The sequence below is a fragment of the Streptococcus sp. 5905 genome (genome assembly GCF_013276505.1).
GTDB lineage: Bacteria > Bacillota > Bacilli > Lactobacillales > Streptococcaceae > Streptococcus.
Genome location: NZ_VMLC01000008.1, coordinates 1 through 25,003, shown reverse-complemented (window position 1 = coordinate 25,003; position 25,003 = coordinate 1). Strand labels below are relative to the sequence as shown.

Sequence of the window (25,003 nt, the reverse complement as noted above, 5' to 3'; positions counted from 1 at the left end):
AACTCCACCGTGCTGATTCTGAACAGCTTTGAGATTCAGAATGCGATTCTCCTTCACTCTGGCTCAGACTATAGAACTCAGACTCGGAGACACTCTGGCTCGCTTGTTCTGATTCGGAGTAGCTCCACCACTCTGATTCTGAGTGACTTTGGGAGTCTGAAACAGATTTCCACTCGCTCTGGCTTAGGCTATAGAACTCAGACTCGGAGATACTCTGACTCGCTTGTTCTGATTCGGAAGAGCTCCACCACTCTGATTCTGAGTAACTTTGGGATTCGGATATGGATTCCCATTCACTCTGGCTCAGGCTATAGAACTCAGACTCGGAAACACTCTGACTTGCTTGTTCTGATTCGGAGGAACTCCACCACTCTGATTCTGAGTGACTTTGGGAGTCGGATATGGATTCCCACTCACTCTGGCTTAGGCTATAGAACTCGGACTCGGAGACACTCTGACTCGCTTGTTCTGATTCGGAAAAACTCCACCACTCTGATTCTGAAGAGCTTTGAGATTCAGAAAGCGATTCCCATTCACTCTGGCTCAGACTATAGAACTCAGACTCGGAGACACTCTGGCTCGCTTGTTCTGATTCGGAGTAGCTCCACCACTCTGATTCTGAGTGACTTTGGGAGTCTGAAACAGATTCCCACTCGCTCTGGCTCAGGCTATAGAACTCAGACTCGGAAACACTCTGACTTGCTTGTTCTGATTCGGAAGAGCTCCACCACTCTGATTCTGAAGAGTTTTGGGATTCGGATATGGATTCCCATTCACTCTGGCTCAGACTATAGAACTCTGACTCGGAGACACTCTGGCTGGCTTGCTCTGATTCACTCAAGGAAAGGGACTCGGAGACACTAGGATTTTGATCATAAGAAAGGGACTCGGAGTATGCAATACTTTCACTCAAAGAGAGCTCATCCGTCCCCTGACAAAGAGACTCCCCTGTCAAATGCTCAGAAACAGAGAGGCTATCAACCAAGGAAAGGGACTCAAATTCAGATTCTGAAGAAGAGACCACTAATGAGTAGTTCTCAGACATGGACTCTCGAAGCGAGAATCCTTTTGCTGATATACTCTGGCTAAACGACTCACTGTACGAATCTGCGACAGAAAGGCTGAGGGAAGCTAAAGCGCTAGTTGACAAGCTCTGACTAACATTCCTTATCAAGTCAGCCACTCCCAAACTGTTCCTTTCCTGAAAGTCTTCTAAGGCTTCCATGACAGAAACTGATTCTGTTGGTAACTCAAGATCTTCACTAGCACTCAGAATAATTTCCTTTTGCTCTTTGAGTTTTCGACTGACGGGTTTTGATTTAGTTGCATCCAGGCTACGGTAATCACTATCTTCCCTACCCTTTTGCTTAAACTTTGATATCAAACGTTTAAATCCCTTTAGCTCTTCGTTATTATTTTTGCTCATAATATGATTTTCTCCAAAAATACAGTTATATCATCATTATAAAGTCTACAACAGAATCTGTCAAAGTATTAGCCAAAGAAAACTTCTAACTTCCCAGAAGGCTTAATATTAATGTAACTCAATGCCATGTTTTTTATAATGTTTAGATTTATATCTGCATTCATTCTTTTGTATGATTTAAAAGCTTCTTTATGAAACTCAAAGACAGGATTTTTTTGGGCATACCCTTGACTAGACACCAAACCTTGAAATTGCTGTAAATAGTCAACTTGCTCAACCCAACAGTCATCTATTGCTCTCAAAACAACAGTTCGTTGAAATTGATTGAACAACTCTGAATCCTTGATTTTATCTTTTTTCTGCTGGTATTCTGAAACAAGGAGGTCAGATAAAAACTTTTTAACTTGCCGTAAATCCGTGACATCTAGATCATCTGGAATATCCTCGCAGTAATAACTAATGTTATCCAAAACAAAGCGAAATAAATCCGCCCGCTCTTTAAACGGTGTTTTACTTGTATAAATGTCCACTGCATCCGATAGGATAGACAAGAAATAAGTCAAATCAAAGTCTGGATGAGAGATGAGCTTATTACGCTTATTGTAGATAATCTGTCGCTGAATACGGATACTTTCATCATATCGTTCCGTTGAACGTCTGGAAGCCGCTGACGCGTTATCACTATTCTTCTGAGCTTCTTCAACCGCATATCTAATACGACGAGAGGTCAAATGAATCTTTTGTTTTTCCTCTGGTTTTGCAATTTCTTTGTGATAGTACTCACTAATCCATTTGCTACCAGACTTGAAAATAAGATCATCCTCAAGAGAAATAAAGAATTTGCTCAACCCTGGAGCGCCTTGTCGTCCGGCACGACCACGAAGCTGCAAATCCACTCGCTCACTGGACATTCTCTCTGTTCCAACAACAGCAAGTCCACCCAACTCAGCAACCCCTTCTTCCAAGATAATATCTGTTCCACGACCTGCCATTGATGTTGCTACCGTCACTGCAGAGCGTCTACCAGCCAGTGCGATCATCTCAGCCTCTTTCGCTGCATTATGGGCGTTCAACACATTATGGGCGATTCCCTCTTGGAGTAAGAGCATAGAATAAATCTCAGACATTCCAACTGATCCTGTCGCAATTAAAACTGGCTGACCTTTTTTATGTAATTTTTTGATATACTCCAATGAAGCATATAACTTTTGAGGAATCGTGAGATAGATTTCATCTGGATAATCAATTCGTAAATTGGGTTTTCGTGTAGGAACAACTACGACTCCCAAGTCGTAAACGTCTCTGAACTCCTCCTCACAAACCTTACCAGTACCCGTCATCCCTGCTAATTTGGGAAACATTCTAAATAAATTTTGATAGGTAATAGAGGCCATCGAACGCGTTTCCAATGTGATTTTCACACGTTCTCTGGCTTCTAGCGCTTGGTGCAGTCCTGATTGGAGTTTGTTTCCTTCCAAGAGACGTCCTGTCGCCTCATCCATCAGTTTAACTTCGCCATTATCCACCGTATACTGACGATCTTTTTCAAATAAGTGGTTAGCTCTCAAAGCTAGGTTAATTTGGCGAATGAGCTGGTAATTATCTGGATCATAGGCATTCTGAACGCGGAAATAAACCTCTGCTTCCTTTACTCCTTTTCTCGTCAACCATACAGACGTCCGAGTAGAGTCTAAATTAAAATCTTCCCCTTCTTTTAGAGTTTTTACAAACTCATCACACGAGAGAAAGAGGTTGGATTGAACCCGAGGAGAACCTGAAATGATTAGGGGCATCTGCGCACTATCTAGCAAGGCTGCATCTACTTCATCGACCAAACAAAAATAAAATTTTGGCAAAAACTTCTTCGATTGAGATGTCGCCAAGTTTTCTTCTAGGTAATCAAACCCTAACGCACTATGTGTTGTATAGACAATATCATTCTTATAGATTTGTTGTTTTTGAGGAATTTTAAGTTTTTTTGTCGGATCGTCCGAGACGCCAACCCCAACTGTCATTCCTAAAAATCGAAAAACGGGTGCCATTTGTTTAGCATCACGCGCTGCCAAATATTCATTGGCCGTGACTAGGATTGTACTTTTTTCCGTCAAAGCATTTAGGTATAAAGGAAGGATAGCTGTCAAGGTTTTTCCTTCCCCTGTTCTCATTTCTGCAATCTGATTGTCTTGCATAACCAAGGCCCCTAAAACCTGAACATCATAAGGATATAATCCTAATACACGCTTGGCTGCCTCACGAATGGTTGCATACGCTTCTGGCAAAATGGACTGCAAGCTTTCTCCTCCAGAAAGGCGTTCTTTAAACCATTTTGTCTGAGCTTGCAGTTTCTCATTTGACATAGCTGCATAACTATCAGATAGTTTATTAACCTTCTCCAAAATCTTTTTGTAACGCATTAGTTTATAGGAGTTGGTCAAATTGAATCGTTTAGTTTTCATTCTCTCTCATCCACTCTTCAATCTTCTCCAAGTCAATCGCTTGAAGTAAAAATGACTTATCTAATAAATATTCAATGTTTGCTAGTTCACGTGGTCTAGTCTTCAAGTCCGCATATTCCTTAACTTTTGTCGGATTAAATTGCTGTAGCAATAATTCTTTAAAAATAGGCGGATTTACTCGAGTACGGTAACGTTCCAGCAAGCGTTGATAGTCTAGTTCGCTTAAAAACTCATCCGTCACAAGAGCGTATGAATTTCCAAATTGTTTGGAGTAATGCAAGGCCGCAATATTAGAAATCGCTCCATAACCAACAAAAGCCACTTTTTCAAAAAGATGCTCTTGCGCTAATTCTTCAATCGTTTCAAGCAAGGTTTCGTAAAAACGTTCCTCCATGTATAAGAGCGCTTCTCTATAAGACGAATTAACAATCAATACATTTGAGAAATGTTCACGAACACGTTCTGGAATAAAGCCTGTTCGATTGAGTTCAGGTTCAGTAAAGCAAACATACATCGTTTCTTTCTCGGAATCCTGATGAAGCAAATCAGATATCCAGTAGCGATCCACTGTATAATCCGCCAACTGCTCCTCAGCAACATAAATCCCTTCAAACAGGAAGCGATGACAACCCGAGCTGACTAACTGCACCTTATAATATTGTGTATTATCTGGAACGCATACGCTGACTCTCTCTCCCTGCTTAATGATTTGATTCGAAATTTCTTCATCTCGAGCATCCATAAATTCAACCTTTAAGTATGTTGAATTTTCTGGGATGGTTTCTATATGACTGCCAAAAATATAGTTTTGCCCACGTTTCAATTCAGGAAGCTGACTCGTATTGCGTAAGGCCTGATAGTTTGCCCGTGAATGCCATTCATGAATAACTGTCCCCGAAGGCATGAACTGGTTTTCATACAAAACATGACCACCATCTAACAGTTTGACAGATGAACCGTATAGATACTGAGATATGCTTTGGATATCCCAATAAGCAAAATAGACTTCTTCCTTGTATCTCACGATTTAAACTCCCTTTCAAAACTATTCATTAATAGCGTTTTATATTGATTAAAGAACCATTCGACAATACCTTGTGTATCGTCGTTGTGTCGTCCAGTCAATCCCTTACTGATAACGCTGACGCGGTAATCTCGCTGTCCTAACTCATCCAGCATATCGGGATAGGCCGACATATCATAGTCATCTTGATACATAAAGGAGATAATGAATTTTGTTCTTGAGAAATCAGCTGACTCAAAAGCCGTCCAGAAACGTTCGTTAAGCTGAGCTGTAGCTTCACTTGATAATTCTCCTATTGTGCGGTACACCAAATCCAGTGACGTTGGAAATCCTCCCGGACGAATAGTTGACTCATTTTCTGCCATATCTCCTAAGTTGACAAGAGGTTTTCCGACAATGACGGCGTGAGGCTCCAACTTAGAACTATAGTAAAGAGCACCAAAAGTCCCCATTGACAAACCTGACAAGGTCAGTTGTTCCTTCGTAAAACCAAGTTCATCTAAGCAGTTATGAACCACTTGGAGAAGTTTTTGTTCCAGCTCCTCCGATCCAAGATAGAATGCGCCCCCCTCTGAACGCGGATCCCCTACTAGTAAGAATGGCGATCCCAAATTATTCATCATCCAGTACCCCTCGAATCCCTCTGCGGGACGGTACCCTGAAAAATAGATGTTCAACGGTGGTTTCAAATCTCCTGGATGGAAGAAATAAATCAGTTCTTCTCTATTTTTATCGCTAATTCGTTTTCCTCCGACTAACAAGTCTCCATAGCCTAGATGGGAGTCTCGATAGTGGCAGGGACCAAGTTTTACAATTCCTTGTCCTTTTGCTTGAATGCTGATACTCAAATAATACGAATCATTTACATCTAACGTCAGAGATCGGTCAAAGCTCGTTTCATCATAAATCCATTCTTGCATGGGAGAATTTCCAGCTGGAAAACCTTTAACAACGTAGCGGATCGAACAACCTTCTGAAACCCTGAACTCAGGCCACAGATCTAAGGGCATCTCCCCACTCAGAAAAACATTATGTTGATAGGTCGCAATAGTTTGATAATCCTCGCCGTATCGGCCACACAAACGAAGGTAATTTGTCCCTTCATAACTGACTTGCCCCTCAAAAGATGGTGCAGCGACTAGATGATTAACACTTAGTTTCGTTCCATTTTGCTTAGAGAAAAAACCACGTGAAAATATATGTAGCATCTGCTCTGGATTTTCAAAATTTGTTTTCACAGCTTTTTTGCGCAAAAGAAATCGTTCCAACGTTTTTGTAGTGATTTGACAACGCTCATGATAGAACAGACGGTAAACCTGAATTTTCTGATCCAAGATAGTGACATACTCTAAATATTCAGCAGTATCTACTAACACGACATCAAACGGTTTGTCTACTTTTTTCTTCTTTTTTTTCCCGTTTTCCGCCTCAACTTCTCTATTTAAGATCCCGATATCTTCTGGCAATAAAGAGACGATGTCTTCTGGTTTGACAAATGTCCATTTTATATTACTAGGAATTTCATATTGCTCCTGCCAATTTTCATCAGCAATTTGCAAAACACTAATTTTTTTCATTTCCCTTTAATTCCTTTATGGTATTTTTCCACATATCGACAATCTCACCCCTTGTATACTGTTCAATCTTCTTGACTGAGTGAACTAGAGATTGATTCCAATGTTCTAAGTTTGTGAGGTAGTATAAGAGTGCCTCTTCGAAATCTGAAATATCATCTAGAATCCAACCATTTTCTCCATGCTTCACATAAGAGGAACTATACAAGTTAACCTGAGGGATCCCTCCACTAATGCCAGCGATTTGAGTCAACACATCAGCTGGAGTTCCCAAATCTAGTATAATACGAACGTACTTCAGAACTTTAATCAAATCGCTGTCGCTATGAATGGTCTCAATATCAATCCGTTCGCGAACAATCTCCTCTTCATCATCAAGAACTCGGTTTTCACCTCTCGCTCTCTTCTCTTTATCAACAAAAATCAATTCTTGTTCATATTCTGGCTTAAGAGATCGATAGCTTTCTAGTACCTGTTTTATATAGGCCTCTCGGCCAAAATCCTGACTTTGTGTTCCAACCAGCAAGTCAATCCATTCATTTTTCAACATCATTTCAAACAAAGTCGTAAACACATATTGAATTTGATCTGCTGGTAGATTGTCGTAATTGACGTAAACAATTAACTCTTTTTTTCTTTGACTATGTCCTAGGTTTAGATGAGTATCATAAGGCGGAATCTCATAAAATCCCGGCAACTGTTCTAGATCCACATTAGCTGCTATCGTTTCAATTTTATTTAAACTATCAACAACGAAGAACGGCGTGTCTGTCAAATCCGTTAGCAGCTGCTCCTGGTTTGTAATTGGATAGCGATCTCCAAAAAAAGACAAGATAACATGATGGTTTTCCTTAATCTTTTGGAAAAAGTGATTGTGCTGCACATCTGACGAAATCACAATCGTATCATCCTTGGTTAGCGAAGAAGTTAAATACTGATCTAGTTTTTCATTGATCAATTCTTCGATATCTCGGTAAACTTCTTTTGCAAATGTAGCCTGCGCCTCAGGGTTGATAAGCACTTGATGATTTTCTGTACCCAAAAATTCCCTAAACTGCCATGTACCTTGTAAATTTAAATAATCTTGGTAGTAAGGCTGATCATTTTCAAAATAGATGATACTTGAAACAAATCCACGATCATCAAAAATTAGCTGATGATTTGTCTGTCCACCCTCAAAATAAGTAATATCAAAGAAATTACCTGTTTGTGAAAAGTTAATTTTAGCATAGTGTTCTTGATTTAAATATACCTCAATCATAAAAGGAGTATAGAAGAATTCTACTCCTTGAGGCCATTTAATATCTTCCAGACGAATTTTACGTACAGATACATCCGTCAGACCTTGTATGGTATCAAATAGATTCCATACAGTTTCTGGCAATATTCTTTGCTGATAAAGAAAGGTTCGAATATGTGGTGAATAGTTCAAAATCAGAGTGGTATTTGCCTCTCCTGATTGCTGAAACATTCGCAGCAAATTCACCGCATCATCAAACATCATATTTTTAGACACGTAATAGAAAGGCAGGGTGGTAGAATACCATTTCCGATCTTGTCTATACCAAGATGGTACAAAGTAAAACATATCCCTCTATTCTCCTTTAAATTCTAATTCTTTGTGGTAGTAAGTCCCAATTCTCAAAATACGTATTTCTTCATGCAAAGGCAAGAGCATACTGACTAAAATGATTAATGTACTTGGTATAGTCAAAAGCAAATTTGGAAGAGGTAGGAAGAAATTAATGAAATAGGGTAAACCAATAAAAACGATCAGGTAGAGTGCTCCTACGTTAGACTGTAAGGAAATGTAATGTTTCAAAACTTTTAAAGTTGCTTTCCCAGGCTGGATATAATCTAGGTATTCTCCTTGACGTTGTAAACGTTTCGCTGTTTCTTCTGGTTCTAAGTTGATATAGGCAAATAAAATTGCAAGAAGATAGATAGCAAGCAGGTAAAAGGCTAAACTTAGGGGTTTTGTAAAGTCAAATAAACTACCAAAATTTTTTGTAAAACCATGTCCAAACCAGTCTAATACCAACTGAAGCAACATAATAACACTCGAGGCATACATAATAGGCATTCCCCCAGAGGGAAGAAATTTGATAGGGAGGTAAGATTTGCCATAGTAACGACTACTTAACATGACTCGATTTAGAGGCAAACGAATTTCAGCTCTCTCGCAGACCACGGCAATATAGCCCAAGAGCAAAAATGAGATCGCCGCACCTACTAGAAAGGCTAATCCTTCTTTAGAAAAAACAGATTGTCCTATCAATACCACTAATTGGTTAGCAAATTGTAGCAGAATTCCTGAAATAATAATAATTGTCTGCCCGCCTACTCCCTTGCTAACATTCAAACTAGCCAACCAGATAATAACAAAGCTTCCTGCTACAACAGTTGCTAGTACAGCCATATTATAAATCCAATCATCTACAAGAAGCAAAAAGCGTCCATTTTCCGAACGAGCTGTGTACATAACAGCTATCCCCTGTAACACGGAAAAAATCAAAGTGAGAATCTTTTGCACAAAATCCGCTTTTTTCAATGACCAGGACTGGATATTCCAACTTTTATTCAAGTTGATGACCTGCCAGACAATCATCGTCGTAATCCATGGACCTAATCCCAGAGAAAACATGGAAATCTGAGAGACATCTACTCCTGCTAGGGAATACAAATAGGCCAAGGGATTTTGCTCAGTTATTTGCGAAAAACCTGTATTGCCATTGTATCCTGGAAGTAAAATATGGCGACCAAGTAAATAGATCGCAATGATCAAAATTGTAAAAATTGCTCTTCGGAAAAAAATACTTGTTCGTTTCTGTTTCTTAAGACCGAAATGTTTCATCTGTCATCCTTTATTCTTTATATTTAGCAAGTCTTGCGATCATTTTCTAGCAATGTTCATGCACCATCGTAACAGCAAGACAACCCAAGAAAACAGGCTCATCCCACTGATAATCAAGATAGGATTAACTGGCTTACCATGATATTTCACCTACGAAATACAGGAGCACCTCATGAGTGTAAATCTACTTGGAGCTTCTCTTCTATCCTTGAATATTTTCATGTGAGAACACCTGTTCTTCCATTTTTTCTATTTGAACATTATCAAATGCATAAACGGATTTACTTAATCCTTAAAATTTTTATAAGTATATCAACTCTGTCATCATGATTGACATCTAAAAAACCATTCCCATACCAAATCTCTGAAGGGTAAGGAATTTTACGCTTTCTCATCTGATCATGATCTTTCGAAAGTTGAATGGATTTTATCCGATTTTTCTCATTAAAAAATCATTTATAAAAATTACCAGTGCCTACTATTGTAGCATATTTATCAATTATTTTCAAACACGACCTCTCTTTTTATAAGCGTGAAGGGTACCTTATGAAATTTGGGCAAAATCCATTTGGAATGGGATTGACTATTCTAAACATTTATTTACTATTACAACTCAGACGAAAAAGACCAGAGCGTCACTCTGGCCTTTTCCTGTTCAGTTTAGCTTGTAACTAAACTTAATCTTCTTTTTTGCGAGTAGTAGCTGCAAGGCCTGTACCTAAGCCCAAGAGAGCCAAGCCCGCTGCTAAAGCTGACATCTGAGACTCACTTCCTGTATTTGGAAGGTAATCTTTTTCAGTTTGTGTCGCTTTTTCTTCTTGAGAGCGTCCTCCCGCTTGAGCCGGTTGGTGCGTATCTGGCTTGACAGGAACTTGCGGATTTGGTTCTCCTTGCGCTACAGCAGTTCCAACTTCCACGATACGATCTTGAGCGACTATCTTATCAAAGGTTTCTTTCAATGTACGCTTACCGTTTTCGACTTCTACTAGGTGGACACGAACGCCTTTTTGACCTTCTTGGATTACACGAATTTGCCCTGCTGGAAGTTTATCATTCTTACGTTCTTGAACTTGGAAATCAACCTTCTCTTCTTCTACTAGTAGTTCTGGTTTGTGATGAACCAAATCTCTGACCCCATCAAGTGGTTGAGCTGTACCTCGCTTAGTTCCTACTTCCACGATACGATCTTGCGCAACTATCTTATCAAAGGTTTCTTTCGATGTACGCTTACCGTTTTCGACTTCTACTAGGTGGACACGTACACCTTTTTGACCTTCTTGAAGAACACGACTTTCACCCACATAAAGTTTGTCAGTCTTACGTTCTTGAACTTGGAAATCAACCTCCTCTTCTTCTACTAGTAGTTCTGGTTTGTGATGAACTAAATCTCTGACCCCATCAAGTGGTTGGGCTGTACCACGTTTAGTTCCAACGAGAAGAACCCGGTTAACAGGAGCCTGAAGCACTTCACGGAGTTTCTCTTCACGAGTTCCGTCTGGACTTACAGATGTAAGAATGCGTTCCTTACCAACTTGTCCTTCTTGTTCTACACGGCTTTCACCTACATATAAACTGGAATCTTCTTTTTCAACGGTCTGGAAGGCAAGTTCTTTTTCGACAACCTCAAGACTTGGATTTTCTTCTTGAATAGCAGGGGCTGTTTTCTCAGAAACTGATTTTTCCTTGACTAGTTGGATACGGTATTCCTTGACTTGTTTTCCACTTTCTGAAACAAGGCGAACAAGAACTGGAAGGCCATCATCTCCGCTATCTACAACTGTTGAAGCCACTTGATTGCTTTCTTGAACGGTCACTTTTGGACGTTGACCTTTATAGGTGATTTGATAGTCTTGACGGTTTTCAGCGAAATCAGCAAGTTCTTTTCCATCTACAAGAATCTTCGATTGAGTGCTTTCTTGAGGCAATTCACTTGGCGCAAGGAAGGTCATCTCAATCATCGCAACACCCTTCTTATCGGCCTTGCGCTCCATACGCCATCTCATAGCTTTAGCTTTCACAGCTTTAAATGTTAGGTTGATTTCATCACCAGCTTCAATGTCTTTATCCGCACGATAAGGAACAGCTTCCCAGTTATCTGGATTGTTAAATGGATGGCCTGATTCGTAGGCTTGGTAGTTTGAATAGTAAGTAGGCACTTCAAACTCTGGACCAATATAACGTTCTAAAACAAGTTTAGATGGTGCATCCGTACCACTATCTGCAAAGAAGTGAAGTTTGGCTTGCGCAATAGTCCGTTCTACAATCTTACCTTTTTCACGGAAGATCACACCTGCCGATACTTCTGGGTTAGAAGATGGTGTTGGAGACCAGTTTGTCCAACGACGATTTTCAGAATGATCTCTATCATTGATATAATCTACACGGTCATGAGAACTGTCGTCAATATCATTAGTTGCTGAGGCAAAGGCCTGGTTACTGTTTTCATCATAGTCAGGGTTGTCTGAAAGAGCCTCACCTAGTTTGTCTGTCACTCGTACAGTGAACTCCGCAACGAGGTCACTACCAAGAACACGGCCTCTTACAGTAAATTGACCTGCTTTTGTCAGATTTTCTGCTGGAACTTCTTCCCATTCAACTGCCAAGTCTCTTGTCTCATAGCCGTCTTTACCTGTGAAGTAAACCGGAACCTTCGTTGGCAATTCAAGTGGCTGACCTAGTTGTAGCAAACGAGCTTGTTTAACCGCAGCAACTGGTTTACGAGAAAGTAAGTCTTTGTCCTTAGTGAAGTGTAGACGGTATTCTCCTAAGATGTCGCCATTTTCAGCTTTCGCAATGACACGGACTGGCTCACCTTCACGAACGCTTGGAACAACCGTCGCAAGACCATTGTTGCTAACACTTGCTGTTACTGCAGGAACTTTCCCATCTGCAGACTCAAGGTAGTAGTCTGTCAATTCAGGGTTGAAGTTTGCTAAATCTTTGCCATCAACTTGGATTCTTGTTTGTCCTTGTTTGGCTGCCGCAACTTGTTTCGCAAAGATTTGCACTTCTGTGATAGAAGTTCCCCGCTTATTATCTGCTTTAACCATGCGAATGCGAACAGCATAGGTTTCAACTTTATCAAAGCTAAAGTGATTCATTTCTCCAGCTTTTAATTGAGCTGGGGCTTTTAGATTTGTAACAGGTTTCCAGTTGGCTGGATCGTTAAAGACATGTTCTTCATTGCCTACAAAGCTAGGGTTTTTAGGAGCTGTCGGAACGGTCTTACCAACATAATACTCAATCACATAAGACTTCGGTGCACCGACTCCATGGTCTTCGTGGAATCCAACACTTAGATTATCAACGGAACGTTTGCTCAAGATACCTGAATCTCCGAATAGGACACCAACTGAAGCTTCTGGATTACTACGGTTCCAGTTGGTCCAACGATTGGCTGGTCGGTCATTAAAGGAAATCAATTTATCGTTGACATTTGAAACAGGGTCGCTTGGATTTGAGTCTGAAGCAAAGGCAAGTGGCAATTCTGAACCTGTCCATTGGTCAGAAATATTTGCTCCTTGCTCAGTTTGAGCAGACACACGAACATGAAGTTTGGTAGTTAATTGCGTACCTTCTAGGCGACCAGTGACTGTAAAGACACCTTCCTTAGCGTATTGGTCTGGACGAATCGCATCCCATGCAACCTTAGCAGATGAAACGTGACCATTTGAATCATATGTACGAACACTTTCTGGTAATTGTGGCGCTTCTGCGATTGGTGTTGTCACACTGACTTCTTCAACTGAAACGATACCTTCAACAGATACTTTAGCATGCGCTTCAAGATCAATTCCTTCAACTTTACCTAGCACTTCAAAGGTTTGATAATGGTCTAGTTTTTCTTTCGGAATAGCTTGCCAAGTGACTTTATGAGTTTTAGGGAAACCTTTGTCATACTCAACAGTTACTGTTGCTGGAAGACTTGGTTCTTGATGCAAGTCTGTCACTACATTTACTGGACGGATAGATTGCGCAACCTTTGTCTCAGTATTGGCTTGGATAGTGAGTTCAACTTGACCTGTAGCCCCCTCATATTCCGCTTTCAGAGTGACTGCTCCTGGTCTATGCAATTCAAGCATTCCTTTACGAACTGCGACTTCCCCTTCACCACTTGTAGAGAAGCTTACTTTATCCGCTGGTAGAACTGCCTGCGTTCCGTCTTGATAGTGAGCGAGTACAGACAATTTCACTGTTTGATCTTCTTTGAGAGCGTTAACTTGCTCTACTTGCAAGCTCAAGTGGTCAATTTGTGGTGCTTCTTCAAGGAATTGAATTGCATAGGTTTGAAGCGGACCACCATCTCTTGGTTGAACATAGATGCTTGCACGCATGCCGTTTGCTGCACTTGCTTGGACTACAGTAACATCCGCATTTTCAACACTTGCTGCGACTTTTGGCAAGGATGCACCATAAGCAAGAGTTCGATATTGCATTGGATGTTGACTAGTAAGGCCTGTGACAGCTTCACCACCAACACTTACAGTTGGTACTACAGGTGCTGCAGGATTGCCTTCTTCTACTACAAGCGTAGCATGAATAGTCTCACCGCCCAGTTGACCAGTCATTTGAATACGTGACCCTGCGACTGAAAGTTTGGCTTTATCTGCTTCCGCAATCTCCCACTTATCAACTTCGTATTCTTGTACGCTTCCATCCGTAACGGCAATAGAAACGTATTTGTCAACAGCACTCAAGTCTGTTCCTGGGGCAACTCGTTTAATAGTTGGAAGTTCTTTCGCAATTGCTAGAACTTCTACACGAGCCTCAACTTCACGTCCGTCTGCCATACCTTTAACAGTCACAACTCCTGCTTGGCTCACATCAACTGAAGACCAAGTCACTGGACGTTTTTCACGACTGCCATCACTGTAGATAAAAGCGACGGTCTTCGGCATTTTTGGCTCTTTCTCAATAACGGTACGTACTTTTGGTACTTCTGTTCCGAGAACGGTCTTTTCTTGGTCTTCTTTTTTACCAGTAAAGACAGTTACTTGACCAGATTTCAAAAGATCAGAGTGGGCAGTAAGGGTGAATTTCCCTGCTTGCTCAGTTGATTTAACAATGGCAACCCCTTTACCGTTAAAGGCTCTGCGAATCCAAGAACCATCTGGTTGGGCCTTATAACGTTCACGGCTGGCTTGTTCCCCATTATCGACACCGACAAGTTGACCTTGTCCGTGCAATTGGAAACGAACCAGATTATTGGCAGTTGGGACCACATTTCCTTGACTGTCAACGATTTCATAGTAGATGTAGGTCAAGTCTTTTCCATCTGCGGCGATTGCGTGCTCTTCCTTGATGAGACGAACACCGGCTGGTCGGCCTGCAGTGGTAATCTTGTCACGTGCAATTTCTTTCCCAGCTTCATCACGAGCTACAGCTTCCAGAGTACCTGGTTGATAAGCAACCTTCCACTCAAGGTAGAGTTCCTTGGCATTTGCACCTTCTTGGTAAGTGCGTCCATCGCTGGTTTGTTTTTTATTGAAGGTCTTAACTCCGAGAGATTGACCGTTCAAGAACAATTCAACGCTTGCAGCGTTAGAGTAAGCACGAACTGGAATCTTACCTTCTGAGTCAGCAACATTCGCTTTTAGACTAGGGTCTTCCCAGTTCCAGTGAGGAAGAAGGTGCACCATTGGTTTCTTCTTGACAGAAACCCATTGGCTTTGGTAAAGATAGAAGTCATGTTTTGGAATACCTGCTGTATCTACAATACCAAAATAAGAGCTCTTAACAGGAGTTTGGTTTTGGTTATGCCATGGCGTAGGCTCCCCGATATAGTCTGTACCTGTCCAGATAAATTGTCCAGCATAGCCAGCATTGTCGCGGTCAAAAGTCCATGAATCTGTTGCAGTTTTACCCCAACCAACACGGTCATTACCATAGTCAGACTGTTCGTAGTTACGCTCAGGTCCGTTACTATGTTTCAATTCCTGTTCAGGGCGATAGTAACTTCCACGTGTACGGGTTGCTGAAGATGTCTCAGAACCGTAAATCAACCAATTTGGATGTTTCGCACGAAGTTTCTTGTAGTTATCTTCTGAGTAGTTAAAACCAACTGCATCCAGTTCTTCGGCAATTTTCTCATGTCCTCCGCTACCATTACCGAAACGGAACTTATCTGCTCCCATAGTAACATAACGTGTAGTATCAACATCTTTAATCACTTTTACTAAGCGTTTAACCGTTGCAAGAGAGTGAGCATTGCCGTTAGCTTCACCGATTTCATTCCCGATAGACCACATGAAGACAGCTGGGTTATTTTTATCTCTTTCGACCATGGTACGAAGATCGTAGTCAGACCATTTTTCACCTTTTCTGGCTTCTGGGTGAGTGGCGTCTTTTTCAAAGAAACGCCCGTAGTCATAAGGTTTCTTGCCATTATACCAAGTATCAAAGGCCTCTTCCTGAACCAGCAAACCAAGCTCTGCTGCGATTTGCAAGGTCTGTGGACTTGCAGGGTTATGAGTTGTACGGATGGCATTAACACCCATCTCCTTCATTTGTTTGAGACGACGGTATTCTGCCTTATAGTTTTCTTCTGCTCCAAGCGCTCCGTGGTCATGGTGCAAAGAAACACCATGGAATTTAATGCGTTCACCATTCAAAGAGAAACCTTCATTTGGAGTCCAATGATAGTAACGGTAACCAAACAAATCTTTCTTAGCGTCAACCAACTGACCATCGCGGTAAACACGCGTAACCAGTTCATACAAGGCAGGTTTGTCATTCAAAACTGTCCAGAGTTTTGGTTGTTCAACTTCTAAAATCGCATCAAGACTTGTTGATTCATGTGCTTTCAAGGTACGACTTGCTGTACGAACCACGCCTGTTACAGCCTGACCACCACGTTCAACGATTTGATATTCTGCCACCAATTCATGGTCTTTATCATCTGTATTGACTATTTTGCTGGCTACATGAGTTTCAACCTTGCCGTGTTGCTGTTCTTCAAGTTTTGGCGTTAGGATGGTTGTCCCATTTTTCTCAACATGAACCTTATCTGTCACTTGCAAGGTCACATCACGGTAGATACCACTACCTGAGTACCAACGGCTACTTGGTTGTTTGTTGACAGCATGGACAGCAATCACATTCTCACGACCATCTTTGTGAAGGTATTTGGTGATATCGTATGAGAACTGGTTATAACCATTTGGATAATGCCCCACTAACTGGCCATTGACATAGACTTGAGAATCCATGTAGACACCATCAAAGGTTACACGAACATTTTTCTTGAGATCTTTTTCATCAAGTTTGAAGGTCTTACGATACCAAGCTTCACCACCATTGAGCTGTCCACCTTCGTTTTGGGCAGGTGACTGATGGTCAAAATCGTTAAAGATACTCCAGTCATGTGGTAAATCCAATTTTTGCCATGTTGACACATCTGCATCTGGTTTCACAGCTTCTTTGGGGTTTGCGTTGAGCTTAAAGTGCCAATTTTGATTAAAATTCACTTTTCTATCTTCAATCATTTGATTCACTTCTTCATTTGTCGCAGCTTTCAACTCTTCCTTGACATGCTTTTCTTGACTTGAAGCTTGAGATTCTACCTTTGGAGCAGTTTCTTCAGGTTTTAGAGATGCTTTCTCCTCTTTTGAAGCTACAGGTTCATCTTCTTTCACCTCTGGTTTGCTTGCTTCAATTGGTGCAGCTTGACTTTGGTCAATACTTGCAGCATCCTTGTGCTCTGCTACAGCTTGATTTTCTTTTTCCTCCACTGCCGGACTTTCCTCTTTTGCTTGTTCCACAGTGTGAGTAATCGGAGTTTCATCCGCGAAAACTGATGATTCTCCAATGACACTTCCTCCAAATAGAACCGCACAGGTTCCAATCATGACAGAGCAAGCACCTACGGCAAACTTACGAATGCTGTAGACTCTTTTACGATTCCAATGGCCTTTTTCCATAAAATCCTCCTTTAGTAACCGCTTCTATTTTTGATAACAGATAACGCTTCAATGGACTTCATACTCATTCTATAAAATGATATAGATAACTTCAATCCTCCAAACTAAAAAATCATAATTTTGATTGTTTTTTCTAAAATTTGTAGAAGGTTTTAAAAATATGAATGTAGTAATCAAACAATTTTTGACACTCAGTAAAACATGATAAAAAAGTTCCTTTTGTAAGGAACTCCTTTTACTTATAATTAAAGATTCCCCCTGCCAACTTATCGGCTAATTTGGGGAAGAGGGTATAAAACTTATGGGCTAGGTTCAACAAAACTGGGAGATTGAGTTCTCGTTTGTTTTTTCCTATGGTTTTGACAATCTTTCTAGCGACTGCATCTGGTTCTAAGAGAAAGCGGTCAACCGACTTGAGATAGCTACCATCTGGGTCAGCCTGGTCAAAAAAGGCAGTACGAATCGGTCCTGGATTGACCGTCGTTAGATAGACACCATAGGGCATGAGTTCGAGGCGCAGAGCGTTTGAAAATCCAATAGCCGCAAACTTTGTCGCTGAGTAGAGACTGGACTTGTTAGTCGCTATCAAACCTGCCATACTGATGATATTGATGATATGCCCTTTTCCTCTCTCCTTCATACGAGCTCCAAAACGACGAGACAGATTCATCAGAGCAAAGGTATTGACCTCAAACATCTGGTGAATATCTTGATCAGAAATCTGGGCAAATTCCTCAAAAATCCCGTAACCAGCGTTGTTAATCAAGACATCAATCTCACCATAACGGAGATAGAGGTCAGCTACCAGAGTTTCTAGGGCTGAGTCATCAGTAATATCGATTTCAATCAATTCTACATGGGGATGATTTCCATATAGCTCCGACAGTTTTTCCTTGTTTCTACCTAGTAAGATGAGTTGGTCATTTGGCAAGAGTTTGACCATTTCTTGGGCTAAGCCACCGCTTGCTCCGGTAATCAGAATAGTACGCATACTTATCCTTTCTCAATCTTCTAAATTTCCACTTCTTCCAAGTCTTTGACCACATGGACATTTTCAAAAACAGTAGCCGCATCTTTCTTGAGCTGGCTGATATCTTTTGAGAGGAAGCGGGCGCTGATATGATTGAGCAAAAGGCTTTTGGCTCCTGCTTCTGCAGCTACTTGCGCTGCCTGCATATTGGTTGAGTGACCGTGGTTGCGGGCAATCTTCTCATCTCCCTTACCATAAGTGGACTCGTGGACTAGGACATCAGCATTGACAGCTAGACGCACACTGGCATTGGTTTTGCGGGTGTCACCCAGAATAGTGATAATCTTACCAGGTCGTGGTGCTGAGATATAGTCTACTGCTTTGATTTCAGCCCCGTCATCTAGAACAACATCCTGACCGTTTTTGATTTTTCCAAAAAGCGGGCCGAACGGAACACCAGCAGCCTTGAGTTTTTCAGCATCCAGCGTTCCTTCTAAGTCCTTTTGCATGACACGATAACCAACGCAGAAAATAGTGTGGTCCAGCTCCTCTGCATACACAGTGAATTTATCAGTCTCAAGGATTTTCCCTAGAGAATCTTGGTCAAACTCATGGAAATGAATGCGGTAAGGCAAACGGGAACCTGACACACGAAGACTTGTTAGGACAAATGACTTGATCCCTTGAGGTCCATAAATGTCCAAATCTGTCTGCTCTTCATTGGCCTGAAAGGCACGGCTAGAAAGGAAACCTGGCAAGCCAAAAATGTGGTCTCCATGCAGGTGAGTGATAAAGATTTTGCTGACCTTCCGTGGTCGGATTGTGGTTTCAAGAATGCGATTTTGCGTTCCTTCTCCACAGTCAAAGAGCCAGACTTCGTTAATCTCGTCCAAGAGTTTCAGGGCGAGACTTGAAACGTTGCGGGCTTTAGAGGGCTGACCAGCCCCTGTTCCTAAAAATTGAATATCCATTCGATACTTTCTAATTAATCAATATATAACATGGCTGTGCGGTTTTCCGATCGGAAATAGCGCTTACCAGAAAAAGCAACAGCTTCTTGCAGTAAATCCTCTTGACTGTAGCCTTTGAGACGTTTACGACCATCTGCTAAACTTTCCAAGTCTGTCAAGGCTGTGAGACTTTCCACGCTAACAACTTCCTCGTCCCCGACATGCTTCATGTAAATCTTTCCAGACTCTTCAAAGATTAGTTGATGGGGAAAAATTTGCGCAATCTCAAAAAGCAAGTCATCCGAGATTTCCTCTTCATTTTCAGAGAAGATCCGCCCCAGTCCCTTACTCTCATAGCAAAAACCAAAGGATTTGCCAGATAAATTAAGACGAATAAAAGGCTTATTTTCAAAGGTGAAACTTGGCTCAGCATTGTAGAGGTTCAGTTCCTGACTGAGTTCTGCAAAGTAATCTGTCGCAGCCTGAGGGCTCTTTTTCTGATAAAGTTCTGCAAAGTAGGCATTGACTACACTCGGAGGAGGTGTGATAAGAGCCAGCTGCTCTTGCTCTGTTTTGCCAGCTAGAAGTTGATCTAGATAGACCTTATCCAGACTTGTATAACCTCCATACTTTAGAGCCAAAGTTTTAATATCAGTCATAAAATTCCTCTAACCTCCATTTATTTTTCTCGGAAATGTAGCCTGTAATCACTTCTCCATCATCTTGGTAGTCACGATCTTCCAGAATCGCTACACTTTCCAAATCATGAATCTTGTAAGACTTAGAAAAGGGCACATGCAGAGTAAAGGCTTTAAAAATTTCCTTAATCTTATCTAGCAATAATGCTTGCAAGTTCTCACGACTATCCTCAGACTTAGCAGAAATGAGGGCGTATGGCGTTTGAGTAGGCGTGAAATTCTCCACTAAATCCGCTTTATTGTAAAGGGTCAGGCGAGGAATATTCTCCATATCCAAGTCTTTCATGATAGACAGAACCGTTTTTTCATGTTCCTCGTGATAAGGATTGCTGGCATCGATGACATGAACCAGAAGATCCACATGCTTGCTTTCTTCCAAGGTTGACTTGAAACTGGACACCAATTCTGTTGGCAAATCTTGGATAAAGCCCACGGTATCAGTTAAGGTAACCTGAAGATTACCTCCCAAATGGATACTCTTTGTCGTCGCATCCAGGGTCGCAAACAGCTCGTCTGCTTCATACTGGGTCTTAGTGGTCAAGGTGTTCATGATGGTTGATTTCCCAGCATTGGTGTAACCAATCAAACCAATCTTAAAGGTACTTGACTCCAGACGTTTTTCTCTGACTGTCGCCCGATTTTTCTCAACCACCTTGAGCTGGCGCTCGATATCTGTGATTTGATTACGAACACTACGACGGTTCAGTTCCAGCTGACTTTCACCAGGTCCACGGGAACCAATTCCCCCTGCCTGGCGGCTGAGCATAATTCCCTGACCAACCAAGCGAGGTAAAAGGTACTTAAGCTGGGCCAGGTGGACTTGGAGTTTTCCTTCATGGCTTCGAGCCCGCATAGCAAAAATATCCAGAATCAACTGCATACGGTCAATAACCTTAACTCCCAGAACTTCCTCTAGATTGACATTTTGCCGTGGTGTCAGACGGTTATTGACGATGACAGTCGTGATTTCCTCAGCATCCACCATTCGAGCAATCTCTTCCAACTTACCAGAACCCACAAAGGTCTTGGAGTCATACTTTTCACGTTTTTGCCTGTAGCTATCCACAACGACGGCCCCAGCTGTCTTGGCTAGACTGGCCAATTCTTCCATAGAGAGATCAAAATTATCCATGCCCTGCAATTCCACACCGATGAGCAGGACGCGTTCCTCTTTTTTCTCCGTTTCAATCATCTAAAAACTCCTCAATCTGGCTTAAAATACGGTCTTGCACACCAGGCTCTCCTATCTGATAAAAGGTCACCTGCATGCGATTGCGGAACCAGGTCAGCTGACGCTTGGCAAAACGACGAGTCGCCTGCTTGAGACTCTCGCTTGCTTCCTCAAGAGTTTGCTCCCCACGGAAATAAGGAAAGAGTTCCTTGTAACCAATGCCTTTAGCTGCCTGCACATCTGGATAATGGTCAAAGAGCCACTTGGCCTCATCCAAAAGCCCAGTCTCAAACATCAGATCTACTCGGCGATTGATACGTTCATAAAGCTGACTGCGTTCATCATCCAAGCAGATAATCAAAGGTTCATAAGGACTTTCCTGATTTTCCAAATCCTGACCAAAATGGACAATTTCCAAGGCGCGCATAGCACGACGACGGTTAAACTGGGGAATTTCAAGGCCTGCTTGCTCCACAAGATGGGCTAATTCCTCATCTGAATAAGGCTCCAAACTAGCCCGATAGGCTAAAATCTCCTCATGAGGTGTTTCCCCACCTAGATGATAGCCTTCCAGCAAGCTCTGGATATAAAGCCCAGTCCCACCAGCGATAATAGCAAGCTTGCTACGTCTCTGAATATCCTCAATAGCCTTCTTAGCTTCTGAAACAAAATCAAAAGCCGAGTAAGACTCGGTCACCTCTCTGACATCAATCAAATGATGAGGAACAACCGCTTGCTCCTCTGGGCTAGCCTTAGCCGTCCCAATATCCAACCCTCTGTATACTTGCTGACTGTCACCACTGACCACCTCTCCACCAAAGCGCTTGGCCACTTCGATAGCAAGGGCTGTCTTCCCAACAGCAGTCGGTCCAACAATCACAATTATTTTTGTTTTCATCTTTTTTCCTTGAAAAATTTCCATTTTTTCGTTACTATTATTATATCACAAAAAGGTCAGTCAGAAAAATGCTACCACTTGAGGAGCTAGGCTGATCGGGAAGATAAAGGAGGAAGACTCATGGCTAAAGGATTCGCTAAAGGTCTTGTAACAGGTGTCGCAGGAACTGTCGCTGCCGTTGCAGGTGCAGTATACGCAATTAAAAAGAAAGTGATTGAGCCAGAAGAGCAAAAAGCAGCTTTCATCGAAGAAAACCGCAAAAAAGCAGCTCGCCGCCGCGTATCACATTAAGCAACAAAAGAAGTTGAGATTTCTCAACTTCTTTTTATTTTCTTAAATCGCCAAATCAAACTTCAGCTGCGGTTTGACTGGATCGTAGTCGACCAACTCAAAGTCCTCCGCTTTGATATCAAAGAAATTGGTCTCATCTGGCACATTCAAGACCAAACGTGGTTGGCAGTTTGACGGCTCACGACGAAGCAATTCCTGAGCTTGTTCAAACTGATTATCATAGATATGAAGGTTGTTGATAAAGTAGAAGAACTTCCCAACCTTCCAACCGAAATGCTTAGCAATCATCATCTGTAGAGCCACATACTGCATAGCATTGATGTGGTGGGCAACCAGCATGTCATTAGAACGCTGGGTCAAGGTCGCATCCAGATAGATTTCCCCATCTACTCGACGGACATCAAACATGGTCTGAAAGGCGCATGGAAGAAGGCCATCTGTCTCCTCAAAAGCCTCATAATCCCAAAGAGAGATGATATTACGGCGATTCCAAGGGTTAGCCTCCAACTGCTTGAGAATCTTATTAATGATGTCGTGTTTCTTAACGACCGCCCCATAGCGCTCACCAATAGTTCCCGTATCTCCCACTTCCCAGTCATTCCAGTAGTGAACATTGTACTTGCTATTTAGCACTTCTAGGCTATTTGACTGGTCTTGGTAAATCCAGAGAACTTCTTTGATAGCTGATTTGATGGCAATTGGACGTAGGGTTGTGATGGGAAATTCCCCCTTGGCCAAGTCGTACTCAGCAAAGGCACCCGTCACGTACTTAGAGTTAGCTACGGTCCCATCCTTGTACTTGGGACGTGCCTGCTCAGAAAAGACACCGTCTTTGAGGATTCGTTCAATATTCTCTTTAAAAATCGTATCTGCTTTTGTCATTTACTCTCACCTCATTTATTTCCTAACTAGTATAGCATAAAAAAGAAAAGAGGAACATTACTAACTCTAGGTTAGCATTTTCCCTCTTTTATTATCTTATTGCAATACAAGTGATGCTGCCCCGATAACTCCAGCGTCATTTCCTAGAGTTGCAAGAGCTAATTTAGTTGTTGTGCGTACTTGTGGGAAGGTATTTTCATCGTAGACTTTTTGAACACCTTGGAGAAGGAATTCTCCCGCCGCTGACACCCCACCACCGATAACAATAGTTGATGGATTAAGGATGGAACCGATATTAGCACATGCGATTCCCAAGTAACGTGAGAAGTTACGATAAACGATCAAGGCAAGGTCGTCTCCTTCTTTTGCCAAGTCAAAAACAGTTTTAGCAGTTACTTCTTCTCCATCGTCGATCAAGCGTTTCAAAGTCGCATCGCCTTCGTATTCATCCGCATAGCGACGAGTCAAGTTGACAATCCCTGTTGCAGAAGCAACTGTCTCAAGACAGCCTTTTTTACCACAGGTACATGCGATTGGTTGGTCAAAGTCAACAGTGATATGACCAAGCTCTCCTGCCGCACCAGCAACACCGTGGAGCAGTTTCCCTTCAGCAACGATACCGCCACCAACACCAGTACCAAGTGTCATAAAGACAACGTCTGGTTGGTTGTCACCAGCACCCATCCAACGCTCACCAAGTGCAGCTACGTTAGCATCATTATCGATGAAGAATGGAATGCCCAAGGCTTTTTCAATCTTTTCCTTAATTGGTTGAAGGGTTTTCCAGTTGAGGTTGTAGGCACCGATAACAGTCCCTTTTTCACGGTCAACCACACCAGGTGATCCCATTCCAATACCTCGGAAATCCGTAGCTGACAATCCAAGCAAGTCCAAACGATGTTGAATAGACTCAATCATATCATCTACAATATGGCTTCCTTCGTCCAAAATATTGGTCTTAATAGACCATTTTTCTTGGATTTCTCCTGCTGTTGTCAAGATTGCAAATTTGATAGAAGTTCCACCAAGGTCAATCCCGATAATCTTTTGACTCATCATATTCTCCTTTTTAATTGAAAATGCTTACAGTACTAGTATAACAAAATCATCAAATTTGTGCAAAGGTTTGCATGAAAAAGTTACATTTTATAATTAATAACTATTTATCCCCTAGATGTTGAATGGCATAGTTTGCTTCTTCTTTTGTAAATTTTCCAATCCAAGAAGAAGTTAGCCTGTCATAAATTTCAGTTTTTGAGATATTACTATATTTTCGATATTCTCTTGCTTTAGCTAAGGCTTTTGCCTTATAATCTGCATTCAAGTGATCGATGGCATACTGCACTGCTGAACTTGAAAAACCATGAAACATTAATTGGTCATAGAGAGCTTTTTTTGACATATTTGCCCACGAATTATAGCTTTTCGCTCTCCTTAAAGCAGCATTGTACTGGTTCCCATCTGCTGGTTTTGGTTGCCGCACACCATCGTATCCTACATAGTAACGACCACCATCTACCCATTTATCCCTAGCCATTTTACCATCTGATTCAACATAATAACGGCCACCATCTACCCATTCATTCTTGGCCATCTTTCCATCTGATTTGAGGTAATAATTTCCTACCCATTTATTGCGAGCAGAGCTTCCTTCTGCTGTTAGATAATAATATGAACCATGGTTTTTATCATAAATCCAGTCACTTTTAACCTTTTTTCCATCAGAATCAACATAATAACGACCACCATCTACCCATTCATTTTTAGCTCTCTTTCCATCTGATTTGAGGTAGTAATTTCCTACCCAGCCAGACTGAACTTTAGATTGTGATTTATCCTGTTTAGGAGTTGTTTCTTTAGCTTTTTCAGCCGGTTTTGGTGCCGGCTTCG

15 protein-coding genes and 1 pseudogene are annotated in these 25,003 nt (G+C 41.7%); 1 reads left to right on the top strand and 15 read right to left on the bottom strand.

Annotated elements, in window-relative coordinates; translation table 11 throughout:
* From HT680_RS08885 to miaA, 12 genes and pseudogenes are all read right to left on the bottom strand, one after another.
* Window positions 1-1,426, bottom strand: a pseudogene (locus tag HT680_RS08885) (hypothetical protein); the annotation flags it as partial.
* Between the two features lie 68 nt (window positions 1,427-1,494).
* Window positions 1,495-3,882, bottom strand: coding sequence for an accessory Sec system translocase SecA2 (gene secA2 / locus HT680_RS08880; protein ID WP_173259807.1), 2,388 nt, complete (start codon window positions 3,880-3,882; stop codon window positions 1,495-1,497).
* Window positions 3,872-4,906, bottom strand: coding sequence for an accessory Sec system protein Asp3 (asp3, locus tag HT680_RS08875; protein WP_084925151.1), 1,035 nt, complete (start codon window positions 4,904-4,906; stop codon window positions 3,872-3,874). Before asp3 ends, secA2 begins: the two co-directional genes overlap by 11 nt.
* Window positions 4,903-6,483 (bottom strand): accessory Sec system protein Asp2, encoded by a 1,581-nt coding sequence (gene asp2 / locus HT680_RS08870; RefSeq protein ID WP_173259805.1) that lies wholly within the window; start codon window positions 6,481-6,483, stop codon window positions 4,903-4,905. The genes asp3 and asp2 overlap by 4 nt, the downstream gene beginning before the upstream one ends.
* The gene (gene asp1, locus HT680_RS08865) at window positions 6,470-8,068 is read right to left on the bottom strand and encodes an accessory Sec system protein Asp1 (RefSeq protein WP_038805693.1); all 1,599 of its coding nucleotides are present in this window, start codon (window positions 8,066-8,068) and stop codon (window positions 6,470-6,472) included. The genes asp2 and asp1 overlap by 14 nt, the downstream gene beginning before the upstream one ends.
* Before the next feature lie 6 nt (window positions 8,069-8,074).
* Entirely contained in the window at window positions 8,075-9,334 is a 1,260-nt protein-coding gene (locus HT680_RS08860; protein ID WP_084945353.1) for an accessory Sec system protein translocase subunit SecY2, read from the bottom strand.
* A 677-nt stretch (window positions 9,335-10,011) separates the two neighbouring features.
* The gene (bgaA, locus tag HT680_RS08855) at window positions 10,012-17,253 is read right to left on the bottom strand and encodes an LPXTG-anchored adhesin/beta-galactosidase BgaA (protein ID WP_173259803.1); all 7,242 of its coding nucleotides are present in this window, start codon (window positions 17,251-17,253) and stop codon (window positions 10,012-10,014) included.
* A gap of 235 nt (window positions 17,254-17,488) precedes the next feature.
* Window positions 17,489-18,244 carry an SDR family oxidoreductase gene (locus tag HT680_RS08850; RefSeq protein ID WP_173259801.1) on the bottom strand — a complete coding sequence of 252 codons (756 nt, stop codon included), beginning with the start codon at window positions 18,242-18,244 and terminating at the stop codon, window positions 17,489-17,491.
* A 20-nt stretch (window positions 18,245-18,264) separates the two neighbouring features.
* The gene (gene rnz, locus HT680_RS08845; RefSeq protein WP_173259799.1) at window positions 18,265-19,194 is read right to left on the bottom strand and encodes a ribonuclease Z; all 930 of its coding nucleotides are present in this window, start codon (window positions 19,192-19,194) and stop codon (window positions 18,265-18,267) included.
* 14 nt (window positions 19,195-19,208) lie between these two features.
* A complete protein-coding gene (locus HT680_RS08840; protein ID WP_173259797.1) occupies window positions 19,209-19,832 on the bottom strand; it encodes a cystathionine beta-lyase in 624 nt (207 codons plus the stop codon).
* The gene (gene hflX, locus HT680_RS08835; RefSeq protein ID WP_173259795.1) at window positions 19,825-21,063 is read right to left on the bottom strand and encodes a GTPase HflX; all 1,239 of its coding nucleotides are present in this window, start codon (window positions 21,061-21,063) and stop codon (window positions 19,825-19,827) included. The genes HT680_RS08840 and hflX overlap by 8 nt, the downstream gene beginning before the upstream one ends.
* Complete coding sequence (miaA, locus tag HT680_RS08830) at window positions 21,056-21,940, bottom strand: tRNA (adenosine(37)-N6)-dimethylallyltransferase MiaA (protein WP_173259793.1); 885 nt, start codon at window positions 21,938-21,940, stop codon at window positions 21,056-21,058. The genes hflX and miaA overlap by 8 nt, the downstream gene beginning before the upstream one ends.
* Before the next feature lie 120 nt (window positions 21,941-22,060).
* On the opposite strand from miaA, the gene HT680_RS08825 reads away from it, so the two are divergent.
* Complete coding sequence (locus tag HT680_RS08825; RefSeq protein WP_001051782.1) at window positions 22,061-22,231, top strand: DUF3042 family protein; 171 nt, start codon at window positions 22,061-22,063, stop codon at window positions 22,229-22,231.
* Window positions 22,232-22,273: 42 nt separating this feature from the next.
* On the opposite strand, the gene HT680_RS08820 is transcribed toward HT680_RS08825, so the two are convergent.
* The 3 genes from HT680_RS08820 to HT680_RS08810 all read right to left on the bottom strand — a co-directional run.
* Complete coding sequence (locus HT680_RS08820) at window positions 22,274-23,113, bottom strand: thymidylate synthase (RefSeq protein WP_173259791.1); 840 nt, start codon at window positions 23,111-23,113, stop codon at window positions 22,274-22,276.
* A 96-nt stretch (window positions 23,114-23,209) separates the two neighbouring features.
* On the bottom strand, window positions 23,210-24,169 hold the full coding sequence (locus HT680_RS08815; protein WP_173259789.1) for an ROK family glucokinase: 960 nt from the start codon (window positions 24,167-24,169) through the stop codon (window positions 23,210-23,212).
* Between the two features lie 103 nt (window positions 24,170-24,272).
* On the bottom strand, window positions 24,273-25,003 hold a 731-nt coding region (locus HT680_RS08810; RefSeq protein ID WP_173259787.1), incomplete at its 5' end, for an Ltp family lipoprotein.